The sequence below is a fragment of the uncultured Actinomyces sp. genome, from assembly GCF_963542285.1.
Lineage (GTDB): Bacteria > Actinomycetota > Actinomycetes > Actinomycetales > Actinomycetaceae > Pauljensenia.
In genome coordinates this window covers 131269-143430 of sequence record NZ_CAUTWQ010000002.1, presented here as the reverse complement: position 1 = coordinate 143430, position 12162 = coordinate 131269, and the positions used below count along the sequence as shown (strand labels likewise).

The 12162-nt window shown below is 56.4% G+C and carries 8 protein-coding genes; 6 read left to right on the top strand and 2 right to left on the bottom strand.

Going from position 1 to position 12162, the window contains the following annotated elements; translation table 11 throughout:
* Positions 1-8: 8 nt before the first annotated feature.
* The 5 genes from RW023_RS01790 to RW023_RS01770 are packed head-to-tail and all read left to right on the top strand — an operon-like array spanning position 9 to position 5179.
* Positions 9-503, top strand: a complete 495-nt coding sequence (locus RW023_RS01790) for a DUF4853 domain-containing protein (protein ID WP_315579612.1) — start codon at positions 9-11, stop codon at positions 501-503.
* Positions 504-505: 2 nt separating this feature from the next.
* Complete coding sequence (locus tag RW023_RS01785; protein WP_315579611.1) at positions 506-2200, top strand: alpha/beta hydrolase; 1695 nt, start codon at positions 506-508, stop codon at positions 2198-2200.
* Entirely contained in the window at positions 2200-2823 is a 624-nt protein-coding gene (locus RW023_RS01780) for a DUF4853 domain-containing protein (protein WP_315579610.1), read from the top strand. The genes RW023_RS01785 and RW023_RS01780 overlap by 1 nt, the downstream gene beginning before the upstream one ends.
* 50 nt (positions 2824-2873) lie before the next feature.
* Positions 2874-4553, top strand: a complete 1680-nt coding sequence (locus RW023_RS01775; RefSeq protein ID WP_315579609.1) for an alpha/beta hydrolase — start codon at positions 2874-2876, stop codon at positions 4551-4553.
* Positions 4553-5179, top strand: a complete 627-nt coding sequence (locus tag RW023_RS01770) for a DUF4853 domain-containing protein (RefSeq protein ID WP_315579608.1) — start codon at positions 4553-4555, stop codon at positions 5177-5179. Before RW023_RS01775 ends, RW023_RS01770 begins: the two co-directional genes overlap by 1 nt.
* Before the next feature lie 2 nt (positions 5180-5181).
* Here the strand turns inward: RW023_RS01770 and RW023_RS01765 are convergent, their stop codons facing one another.
* Positions 5182-6567, bottom strand: a complete 1386-nt coding sequence (locus RW023_RS01765) for a hypothetical protein (RefSeq protein ID WP_315579607.1) — start codon at positions 6565-6567, stop codon at positions 5182-5184.
* Positions 6564-7955, bottom strand: coding sequence for a hypothetical protein (locus RW023_RS01760; protein WP_315579606.1), 1392 nt, complete (start codon positions 7953-7955; stop codon positions 6564-6566). Before RW023_RS01760 ends, RW023_RS01765 begins: the two co-directional genes overlap by 4 nt.
* A 205-nt stretch (positions 7956-8160) precedes the next feature.
* Between RW023_RS01760 and eccCa the strand changes: the two genes are divergently transcribed.
* Complete coding sequence (gene eccCa / locus RW023_RS01755; RefSeq protein WP_315579605.1) at positions 8161-12138, top strand: type VII secretion protein EccCa; 3978 nt, start codon at positions 8161-8163, stop codon at positions 12136-12138.
* Positions 12139-12162: the final 24 nt, after the last annotated feature.

The following is a 12162-nucleotide window of genomic DNA, read 5'->3' as shown; positions in this document are numbered from 1 at the left end:
GATATGCGATGAATTATTGGGATGGGGATCTTCCTTTGGTGGAGCGTCAGTCTGTGCAGGCGTTTCAGCGTGTTGAGGAGCCGAAGATTCTTGAGTTTCGTCGTCGTCTTGCCGAGGTTGGTGGCGGTGAGTGGGTTGCGCGTAGTTTTGGGTCGAGTATTTCGAAATGGGATGATGATTCGGCTGGTTTTGCGCAGGATTCTTGGGAGTTGCAGGGGCAGATGAGTGCTGGTCCCTTTGTTGCTATCCCTGAGATTGAGAAGATTGGTCGTGAGGTCCTGTCTGGGACTTATCCCGATTATGAGTTGGGGTCTGATAAGGGCGGGGTTCGTCAGTTGTCGTGGAGTGATCCGCACAATGGTGGGTTCCTCTATGTGACTGTTCATGAGGGCAAGGCGACGTTGATGCGTTATCAGACGGGTCTGCGTCCTTCCGATGGGACGACCGAAAATCCCCGTGACTTTATTGCTGGCCGCGTCGAAATCGATATCCCAGAGGACTAAAGATGTCTGTGCAATGGAGCCAAGTGAAGACCTGGTCGTCTTCCAGTTTGAGCGCTTATTCGGGGACTGTTTCTTCGAAGCGTGATCGCGTTCTTCAACAGGCAGCGTCGATTCAACAGAACATTTCTGGTTTCCAGGGGCAGGGCGATACGGCAGACGCTCTGCGTACAACAATGGGAACTGCGCATACGGCTCTCTCAACTCTGGCTGATGATTTGGCGGAAGTCTGCGATGCTTTAGACGCTGCAGTGCCAAATGTTGAGCAGGTTTCGGAGGCAGTAAAGACAGTCGAATCATCCGCATCATCGATGCAATGTACTATCGACGACAATGGCAAACCGACCTGTCACTATTCTGGCGAGGAGTCAAATTCGTATTGCCAGGTCGCCGAGGCAATAGTCGCAGGGAAGATTACCGAGGCAATCGCTCTTGCAAACTATGCGGATGAGTCGCTCAGTCGTGCCTTAGGGAAAGTTGGGACCGAGGGAAGGACCTCAAGCACGTCGAGGCAAGGTACTCACAAGCTTTCAAAAACCGAGCAGGAGCGTTTTAAGAACATGTCTCCTGAAGAGCGCGCTGACTACTGGTCGAAGCAGTCTTATGAACAGAAGCAATACCTGTGCGATCACTATCCAGAGATGGTTGGTAATGCTGATGGTGTTGAGGGGTGGGCAAGAGATCGCGCCAATCGAATTAATCTGAGCGAAAAGAAACTTGCCGCGGAAAAGGAAGTCGAAGCGCTCAAAGCAGCTGTTAATGATCCTCAACAAGAATCATTGAAACAGAAGAATCAGGAAGCGCTGGCAAAAGCCGAACACGCGGTTGAGGCATACAACAAGATTGAATCGTCATTAGATAACGGCATCAGTCTTGAAGACTATCAGCATGGGAAGAAGGGCGATCCGATTTCCTTGCTGACGCTGCAAGACGACGGACGTCGCGTGAAAGCCGCTGTCGCTCAGGGTGATGTCGATAACGCCAAACACGTTAGCACTTTTGTTCCCGGTATCGGGACGACCGTTGAGGGCAGCCTTCATAACTATATTCGTCAAGCTGGGAACCTGCGTCAGGCTGCAGCAGATCAAGGCAACATGCCCCTGAAGGATGTCGCGGTAGTTTCCTGGCTTGGCTACGATGCTCCCGGTGAGCCAAAGTTCAGCAACTACGGTGATATCGCCTCACCCAATCTCGCGAAGGAAGGCTCGGATCGTTTAGCAGGCTTCTTGACTGGGATGCAGGCTTCTCGCGAACATGGCGCAGGTGATGCGCACATGTCACTTGTTGGCCACTCCTACGGATCAACCACCTCTGGTATGGCCGCCACGAAAGTCAAATCGGGTGTTATCGACGATTTGGTCCTTTTCGGTTCGCCCGGAATGGGAACCTTTAACCCCTCCGATCTTCACGTCGACGAGGGACATCGATGGGTTTCAGGGGTCCCTAACGGAGACTGGGTTCAGGGCGTTGGTTCACTGGTCAGGGGAAAGATTGGCTTTGGGGGTCTTGGTAAGAACCCAATGGATGATGATTCGACCTTCACGCACCTGTCCGATGATGCGACGGGCTATGAAGGGTATAACCATGACGCGAAGCCCAATAAGTGGTGGCGCTTCGATACCTCGAATCATAGCGTCTACTTGGAAAAGGGAACTGAAACCCTGCAAGATATTGGCCGAGTTGTTGCAGGGGTGAAGTAGTGAGCTATCGGGGTATTGTCCGCTTATGTGCGGTACTTGGGGTGGCAACGATTGCTTTGAGTGCATGCTCTATCGGAGGCGCGGGCACTAACCAGTCCACTGCGACACCCACCCCGACCGTTAAGAAGGCTGTCTACTGGGATGGAAGTCTCCCCTTTGAACAGCGACAGTCGATCCAGGCATTTCAGCGTGATGAAGAGCCCAAGATCCTTGAGTTCCGCAACCGCTTGGCAGAGCTTGGTGGAGGTTCCTGGGAGGCTCGCAGTTACGGTTCGCAAATCAATGGCGAGACGGACAAGTCTTCAGGTAGTGAGCAACCAGCATGGGAGCTTATTGGGCAGGATACGGGAGGTCCCTACGTACCTGTCGAAGAGGTCGAAAAGATCGGTCGTGAACTCTTGTCTGAGACGTATTCCGAGTATCAATTGGGCTCGGATAAAGGCGGCGTTCGCCAGCTTTCGTGGAGCGATCCGGTTAATGGTGGTTTCCTCTACGTGACTGTTCATGAGGGCAAAGCCACCTTGATGCGTTACCAGACGGGTTTGCGTCCCTCGGATGGGACGACTGCTAACCCTCGTGAATTCATCTCTGGGCGCGTCGAAATCGATATCCCAGAGAAATAGCTTGTAAAGAACACCCTGTAGCGCCTGCCTGTGGAAGGAGAGGGACAACAATGTCGTTAACTTGGGGTCAGGTGAAAACCTGGAGCTCAACTGGTCTATCGAGCTATGCCGGAAAGGTAGGTACTCGGCGCGACACTGTTGTGAAACAAGCCGATGCACTCCAGCAAAGCATGACATCCTTCCAAGGTGAGGGTGAAACTGCGCAGACTTTGCGCGACAAAATGACGACAGCGCATGAAGCTCTGACAACTCTTGCCGATGACTTGGCAGAGGTTCAGGACGCGGTGAGTACCGCAGCCGGAAATGTTTCTGAAGTGGAAAGCGCTGTTAAGAAAGCTACTTCTGAAGCAAAATCTCGCATGTGCAGTATTTCCGATAGCGGTGTAGTGACGTACGAGAACACAAGTTACATGTATACCGAACAAGGAAAAAATGATGCCCTGCTCGCGGTTACATTGCTTGTAAGTCAGGCACTTGCCTTGGCAGAGTATGCGGATGCTTCGTTTGTGGCGCGTTTAGGTTCGGCGGGTATGCCGGGAAGTACGTCTTCTGCTTCTGGGAAAGGTACTCATGCTTGGTCGAAGAAAGAGCAAGATGCTTTTCAAAAAATGTCGCCGGAGGAGCGTGCAAAGTATTGGTCTGAGCAGTCGTATGAGCAGAAGCAATATCTTGCTGATCACTATCCTCAGCTGATCGGTAATGCTGATGGTGTTGAAGCTTGGGCACGCGACCGCGCAAACCGAATCAACCTGAAAGAGAACAAGCTCAAAGCAGAAAAGCAGGTTGAACAGCTCAAAGCTGCAGAACGAGACCCAAATCAAGCTGCGAATCGCGAGAAAATCAAAGAAGAACGCGAGAAAGTGGAAAGAGAAATCGCTTCCTATGAGGCGGTCGAAGCTAGCTTGAAGAATGGTATTTCGCTTGAGGAGTATCAACAGCAGACAAAGAGTGGCGACTGCATTGGTTTGCTCACCCTACAAAATGATGGTCGCCGGGTGAAGGCTGCCGTCTGCCAGGGCGATGTGGATCATGCACAAAATATTGCGACTTTAGTCCCCGGTATCGGAACGACAGTTGATGGCGATCTCGATAAGTATGTGCGAGAATCTGGGAACTTGCGCCAATCAGCGGCAGAACAAGGGAATATCCCCGTCAGTAATGTAGCGACTATCGCATGGCTTGGCTACGATGCTCCGGGAGGACCTGACGACCCCGATAACTGGGGAGATATCGCCTCACCCAAGCTCGCTGAAGCAGGCGCGGAGCGTTTGGCTGGATTCATGACAGGCGTCCAAGCATCCCGCGAGTACGGCGCCGGGGACGCGCATATGACTCTTCTTGGACATTCCTACGGATCGAGCACGTCTGGCAAAGCTGCAACACTAGTGAAGGATGGCGTTATCGATGACCTGGTGATGTTCGGCTCTCCCGGTATGGGCACCTATGATCCTTCCGATCTTCACGTTGACGAAGATCATCGTTGGGTATCTGGTGTCCCCTACGGCGATAGTGTCCAAGGACTTGGACGCTTCAAGTTCTTTGGACTTGGAGGCTTAGGGAAGAACCCAATGGATGAGGACTCGACCTTCAAGCATCTGTCAGGTGATGCTACTGGATATGAAGGCTACGACAATGACGCTCGTACGGGTTTTGCAAACCACGACGTCTACCTCAAAGAAGGAACTGAGACGTTGAAAGATTTCGGTCGCGTCATCGCAGGGGTGAAGTAGTGAGCTATCGGGGTATTGTCCGCGCATGTGCGGTACTTGGGGTGGCAACGATTGCTTTGAGTGCATGCTCTATCGGAGGCGCGGGCACTAACCAGTCCACTGCGACACCCACCCCGACCGTTAAGAAGGCTGTCTACTGGGATGGAAGCCTCCCCCTGGAGCAGCGTCAGTCCATTCAGGCATTTCAGCGTGATGAGGAGCCGAAGATTCTTGAGTTCCGTCGTCGCCTTGCCGAGGCCGGTGGTGGAGGCGCGTGGGAAGCGCGCATCTTTGGGTCCGAGATCAATAAAGAGACTGACCACTCTTCAGGCGATGAGCAGCCGGCGTGGGAGCTTGTTGGGCAAGTTGTTGCTGGTCCTTATGTTCCCGTTCCTGAGGTCGAAAAGATCGGCCGTGAACTCTTGTCAGAGACGTATCCCGAGTATCAATTGGGCTCGGACAAAGGCGGCGTTCGTCAGCTTTCGTGGAGTGATCCGGTTAATGGTGGTTTCCTCTACGTGACCGTTCACGAGGGAAAAGCCACCTTAATGCGCTACCAAACGGGATTGCGTCCATCGGATGGGACGACTGCTAACCCTCGAGATTTCATTCCTGGACGCGTTGATATCGATATCCCAGAGAAGTAGATTTACCGACTAACCGACAACTTCCGCTCGCCCAGCAGAAGCACCGTACCCAGCGGCACCTTTACACGTTCACCGCGGGGGAGTGGCTGAGTGGTGCCATCGGGCGCCTGCAGCCGCGTGCCATTCGCGGAGAAGGTGTCCTCGACCCACATCGCATCGCCATCAGCCGGTGCGACACGCAAGTGTGTGCGCGATAGGGAACGCGTGGAATCCGCAATTGCCACTGCCCGCGCATCAGAAGGCGTCTGCTCGGGAGCACGTCCCAACACGATAGGAGCATTGACTTCGATTCGCTGCCCGTCATCAACGATGATCGCCAGTGGCGCTGCCTGCGCGAATGCGGGGACAGAGGCCGGTGCGCTCGTTGCAGGAGCGGGCTGAGGAGCTGCTGGTTGCGCATTGCTCTGCTGGGCAATGTTCTGCGGAGCGCTGCCGGCCTGCTGAGGTGTGCCAGCCTGAGGCGTCGGTACTTGCGGAACTCGTGGCATTGCCGAGGCCGGGCTGTGGCGCGGGGGAGTGGGCACCTTGGGCGCGGCCGGAGTCTGTGCAGCTTGCTGCGTAGGCATGGGCGCGGGCATCTCACTGAGGACCTGGCTGGGTGCCTCGGGAATCGGTGAAGGTGCTGGTAGGTCGACTGCGGGAACTCCCGCCGGCGGAATACTTAAAACAGCAGGATCGGAAGCAGGAACTTCGGGGGGCGTAACGCGCGGCCCTGCCCACTGATGTGCCGGGGCAAGTGCGGCGGGATCCATTCCCTGAAGCTGTGCAGGTGCGGCCCCGACCCCAGCCGAGGCCTCGGCAAACGAGGGGGAAAGCTGCTGGGAATAAGCGGGAGCGCCGGCGTCTGTGCGGCCAGCGCGGACGTCAAGGTTCCCCATACCGCAGACGCGGTCAACCCAAGTTTGGCCATCTCGGGCAATAACCCAGGTGACGGCCGGTCCAACGACAGTCGCGTGCAAGAGCAACATGATCAGGCTGTGCGCGCTCTGGCGAGCCAAGCCGGGGGCGTGACCGGCCTCGGGACCTGCATCGGTGGCTACGGGTGCCATCGAAATTGCGGCTACTTGCATGACGAAAGCGCCGGGAGTTCGTCCCGAATGGGCGCGAATCAGAGTGCCAACGATCCATGTCTCAAACGCAACGATCACTGCAATGGCGATCGAAGGATAGAACCACCATGAAAGCGCGGTAATTGCGACAAGGCATGCAAGGTCGATGAGGTAGGCGGTAACCAGAGCGCCACCGGTCGCGGGCGCTGAATACGCCACGCTGGGCTGGGGGAGGCCTCGCTGGACACTACCTTGCTGAGCAGCGGCCAGATGAGCCGGGTCCACACCTATTGCCTGAGAAACGGGGACCTGAACTGGGGTAATGCGAAGCTCACTCATGATGCCACCTGTCGAACGAGTTCAAAAAGATCCGCGGCGAAAAACGCAGCTGGGAAAACAACAGTCAATGACAGTGCCTGGAAGATGTCGGTAAAACGCCCAATGAGTGCGGATTGTTCTTTGCCTGCACGCAGGCGAGTCCACAGAAGAGAAACACAGCCGATAAAGACAAGAACAGCTGCCGCAATGGGGGTCCCAAGAAGGGCTCGGGAAGCGGGGGAAATAAGTAGCGTTGCAAGCAAAATGACCGCTCCCACGCGCGGAACGACTCGCGATGATGCCCAACGGCGCTCGCGGGGAACAACGACAAGCGCGATCACTGACGCGCAAACCAGCACCAGTGAGGCGATTTGCTGTAACGAATGAATCCCGATCATCGAATAAATCACGGGAACGGCAACAATAATCAGGCCCAGACCAAGGTATTGAACCAGTCGAGTACGCGAGGTCGCATCAGTAACCGTGCGATTGACGCGACGGCCGGTGATGCGCGAGGGAGGGGGAACCTCGGGTGCACGGACAGTGGGCGCGGAGGTCGTCACCAGGGGCATATCGAGCAGCTGGGTCGCGGGGATCCGTACTGACAAGCTGGGCGAGGCAGTGATTGCGCATACCGCGCAAGCGATTGCGAAGGGCGCAACTCTGGTCAGAGAAGCATTGAAATAGGTCAAGACAGTCGCACTTGCCGTAAGGATGCCCCAACTGAGCGCATGTGCGCTTGTGAGAGGAGTGGGGCGCCAGAGCCAGAGCCCAAGTGCAACGCCCGTTGCTCCCCACAGAGGGAAGAGAAGGGAAGCGACCTGTGACATCGTGGAGATTTGCGAGGCCTCGAGATAGATTCCTGCGCTTCCCAGAGCGGGAAGGAGGCCAAGGAAAGAAAGCCCCGCGCTAAGCGTCCATCCGGACAACAATCCGGCGTTGGAATGGACGCGATCTTGGTAGAGAACGACAAGGCAAAGAGCAAGCGAGAGGACGCCGATTGTCAAAGGCGCCCACCACGGCACTCCCGCAATGATGGTCAATAGCTGGGCAAAGAGAGTGCAGAAGATGAGAACCGCGTTCATAGCAAATGCCAGCAGGGCGCAGATGCTCAGAGCAAGGGAAGGGCGGAACCAGGGGTCGGAAGCTCGCTCAATTGCGCGTTGTTCTTGACGCTGGCGCTCACGACCAGAGGTAATGGAGATGAGGACTCCCTGGGGAAGGTCAGTTCCCAAGACCGCGCCGAGATTAAGAGGACGACCGTCGGCACCCGTGATTTGCAGGCTCGGGTCGCTTGAATCGATATCAAGCATGGAGAGTAGGCCAGTGACCGTTGTTCCCAGCGGAACAACCAAATCTTTGACGCCGGAAGCGTCAGTGACGGTCACCGCCGCCTGTTTCTGGGTCACGCCTCCTCCTTCATGCGGTTGTGCCGGGAAGTGTCCTCGGTGCCGATCCGGCTATTGATCCGCTGAGGTTCTTTCACCGATTCTGTTCAAAAGTCAGCATTCAGACTACCTGACCAGATCAGTGCCATGCCACGAGTGCTCGTGCTACAAGCTAGGATACATACAGAAATGAAGGAAAACGGGAGATTGCACTCCAGGAGACTGTATGGCCGTCAATGAAACGGAAGCCCCCGAGCTCCCCAGCGGTGAAATCGCTGTAGAAAAGCCACCCAGCCAGGTCGAAGCCGGCGGCATGGGTTCAATCCTTGCTACCGTGATCCCCATGATGGGCTCCATGGGTGTCATGGTCATCATGGCGCTGACTCAGGGGCAGAACACGCGAATGCTTCTGATGGCGGGCGGCATGGTCTTCATGATGCTCTCCATGGTTGGTTTCAACATCTACCGCCAGGTCTCGCAGTACCGCAATAAGGTCAACTCCCAGCGTCGCGAATACCTCTCCTATCTGTCAGAGACTCGAACCAGCGTGCGTAATATTGCCGCAAAGCAGCGAATCTTCATGCAGTGGTACCTGCCTGAGCCGGATTCACTGGTGCTTTTAGCCGAAGAAGGCTCGCGCCTGTGGGAACGCGAAGTGGGCGACGATACTTCCGTCTCCACCCGAATCGGAACTTCTGACCAGGAACTGGCCATGCGCTTGGTCGAACCCGATATTCCCCAGATGGCCAACCCAGATGTCGTCTGCCATTCAGCAATGCGCCGTTTCTTAGATGTCCACAAGACCGTTGAAGACCTTCCTTTCAGTCTGGATTTGGGCCAGTTCTCTCACGTCGAGGTCGCCGGTGATGGCGAGCGTGCCCGCGGAGAAGTCCGCTCGATGATCTGCCACCTTGCGGTTATGACGCCGGATTCGGCCCTGAAGATCGCGGTATTGACGACTCCCGAAAACCTCCCGAACTGGGAGTGGATGAAGTGGCTGCCTCATATCCGTTCCGCAGAGGTCACTGACGCTCTGGGTGGTGCGCGAATGGTGTGCACCAGCTACGCCGAGCTCGAGGATCTCTTGGGTGAGGAAATGACGACCCGAGGCCACTTCCAGCCTCGAAATGACGCAAGCCCCTGGCCGCATTTGATCGTGATTACCGACGGTGCTGAGCTTCCTCCCGATTCGCACCTGGGCTCTATTGAGGGCTGTGCAGGCGTGACGATCATGAAGGTCTTGACCTCGTGGGGCATGTTCATGAACCCCACCGGTGTTCGTCTGCTTCTGCATCCCGCAAACGATGAGCACACCCCCATGGAAGTTCTGCTTCTTGAGGCAAAGCCAGTGCTCGCCAACGCCGACTACATGGGAATTCCTCAGGCCGAGGCCGTGGCCCGTCGCCTGACCCGCTTCCTGACTGCCGGTGGCAGGGATGCGGCAACCCCCGTCGGTAAGCCCGACCCCAAGCGTTCTCAAGACCTCATGGAATTGCTCAATATCGGCGATATTCGTGACTTCGATGCGGAACGGCAGTGGAAGCGCCGCAATGGACGTGATCGTCTGCGCGTGCCCTTCGCTGTCACCCCCGAGGGCATTCCGGTCGTTTTGGACATTAAGGAAGCCGCCCAGCAGGGCATGGGCCCGCACGGCCTGCTGATCGGTGCAACCGGTTCCGGTAAGTCCGAGGTGCTGCGTACTCTGGTTTTGGCCCTGGCACTCACGCACTCTCCCGAGCAGCTGAACTTCGTTCTGGTTGACTTCAAGGGTGGTGCGACCTTCGCGGGCATGTCAGACCTACCTCACGTCTCTGCGATGATTTCGAACCTGGAGTCGGAGCTGTCTCTGGTTGACCGTATGGAAGATGCTCTTCATGGTGAAATGGTTCGCCGTCAAGAGATCCTGCGTGATGCCGGTAACTATGCAAATGTCACGGATTATGAAGCGGATCGTCTGGCTGGAAAACATGACTTCCCCGTCCTTCCGGCGCTCTTCATCATCCTTGACGAGTTCTCCGAACTTCTGACCGCCAAGCCCGACTTTGGCGAGCTATTCGTGGCAATTGGTCGTCTGGGCCGCTCATTGTCGATCCACATTCTTCTGTCCTCGCAGCGTTTGGAGTCCGGAAAGCTCAAGGGCTTGGATTCGCACCTGTCATACCGGATTGGTTTGAAGACCTTCTCCGCCTCTGAATCTCGAGAAGTCCTGGGCGTGACGGACGCCTACGATCTTCCACCCTACCCGGGTTCTGGTTTCCTCCAGCCGGGTACCGACCAGCTGATCCGCTTCCGCGCCTCCTACGTTGCCGCACCACCACCGCCTCGCAGTGTCCTGCCCAGTTCGGGTTCCGAGGCCTCGCAGATCCGACTGCTTCCCTTCTCTTTGGGGGAAGTCCTGGACAATACTCCCGAGGAAGAGGCAATTCCAGAGGGCGGTCTGGTTGCACCCGGCGATGAGCGCTGGGAGGGCATGACCGAGATTGATATTGCGGTCGCCCGCATGAAGGGCAAAGGTATGCCTGCCCACCAGGTGTGGCTGCCGCCTTTGGATGTTCCCGACACCATGGATTCCCTCATGCCCGACTTGGCTGTGGATCCCGAGCTCGGCTTCATCTCGCACGAATGGCGTGCGAAGGGACCGCTGCACATCCCCATGGGTATCGTCGACCTTCCGCACGAACAGCGGCGCGAGGTTTTGGAATACGACTTCGCCGGTGCCGGCGGTCACATGTCGATCTTGGGCGGTCCGCTCTCCGGTAAGTCCACGGCATTGCGCTCGATTGTCATGGCCCTGTCCCTGACCCATACACCGAAGGAAGTTCAGTTCTTCGTCATCGATTTCTCGGGTACTTTTGCCGCTTTCGAGGGTGCCGCTCACGTTGCAGGTGTTGCCTCTCGAGAGGATGAGGACATCTTGAACCGCATGGTGTCCGAAATCGAAGGCATCATTGAGGACCGAGCTGCTTACTTCCGTGCGAACCGTATCGACTCCATGGCGACCTATCGCCGAGGCCGCGCTCAGGGACGCTTTGACGATGGTTACGGCGATATCTTCCTTGTCGTCGACGGCTGGGGAACGTTGCGAAGCGATTTCTCGGACGCAGAAGACCGTATCCGTCTGATGGCCGAACGCGCGCTGTCTTTCGGTGTTCACTTCATTGCTACGGCACTGCGCAAGATGGACTTCCGTATCCAGATGCAGGATATCTTCGGCTCTCGCATGGAGCTGCGCATGGGTGATCCTTCGGATTCTGAGTTCCGTCGCGAGATCGGTAGCAAGGTCCCCGAAGGGCGTCCGGGACGTGGTTTGTCTATGACCGGTCACCACATGCTGGTTGCCCTCCCGCGTACTGATGGCGATCATGATCCGGCAACGATCGGTGAGGGCGTCGAAAAGACGCTTGCGCGCATTGCTTCTGCGACCGAACCTGGTCCGCGTCTGCGTTTGCTCCCAGAGAAGATCACCGTTTCTCAGATCGAGGCAACTCACGGCAAACAGCAGAAGATCGTTCTTGGTTTGGAAGAACGCCGCTTGAGCCCGTGGACTTTCGATCCGGAGAACGAATCGCACATGTATGTCTACGGTGACGCGAAGTGTGGAAAGACCGCGTTCTTGCGCAACTTGGGCAACCAGGTGCTGGCAAAGCCAGGTTCGCGACGTGCCATGCTGGTTGTCGTTGATGTGCGACGCTCCCTGCTGGGCGAGTGGGATGAATCGGATATGCCGATGTACATCACCAACCGTGATGAAATCCAGGGAAGCATGGAGGCAGTTGCCGAACAGCTGCGTATGCGTCTTCCTGGACCGGACGTGACCCCCGAGCAGTTGCGTAAGCGCAATTGGTGGAAGGGGGCCGAGGCCTGGGTTCTGGTTGATGATTACGACCTGATTTCCACCGGTGGCTTGAGCGGTTCACCTTTAGCTCCGCTTCAGCCTCTGTTGTCGCAGGCTCAAGATATTGGTTTCCACTTGGTGATTACTCGCCGTATGGGTGGTGCCTCGCGTGCGTCCTACGAGCAGATTTTGCAGTCCCTGTCCGAGTTGTCGGCAACCGGCATCATGATGTCGGGTAATCCTTCCGAGGGCATGGTCATTGGCCGCGAGCGTCCGCGTATTCTTCCCAAGGGTCGAGGCTTGGTTGTCTCGCGTGATCAAGGAACCTTCTTGGCGCAGATGGCATGGTCCGAATCGCGGGTGAAGTAGACGCTGATGCGTTTATTCGGGCTG

Bases quoted from the DNA above. Each gene is read 5' to 3' on its own strand.
- eccCa (WP_315579605.1), top strand. From the start codon at position 8,161: ATGGCCGTCAATGAAACGGAAGCCCCCGAGCTCCCCAGCGGTGAAATC.
- RW023_RS01790 (WP_315579612.1), top strand. From the start codon at position 9: ATGAATTATTGGGATGGGGATCTTCCTTTGGTGGAGCGTCAGTCTGTG.
- RW023_RS01775 (WP_315579609.1), top strand. From the start codon at position 2,874: ATGTCGTTAACTTGGGGTCAGGTGAAAACCTGGAGCTCAACTGGTCTA.
- RW023_RS01785 (WP_315579611.1), top strand. From the start codon at position 506: ATGTCTGTGCAATGGAGCCAAGTGAAGACCTGGTCGTCTTCCAGTTTG.
- RW023_RS01765 (WP_315579607.1), bottom strand. From the start codon at position 6,567: ATGAGTGAGCTTCGCATTACCCCAGTTCAGGTCCCCGTTTCTCAGGCA.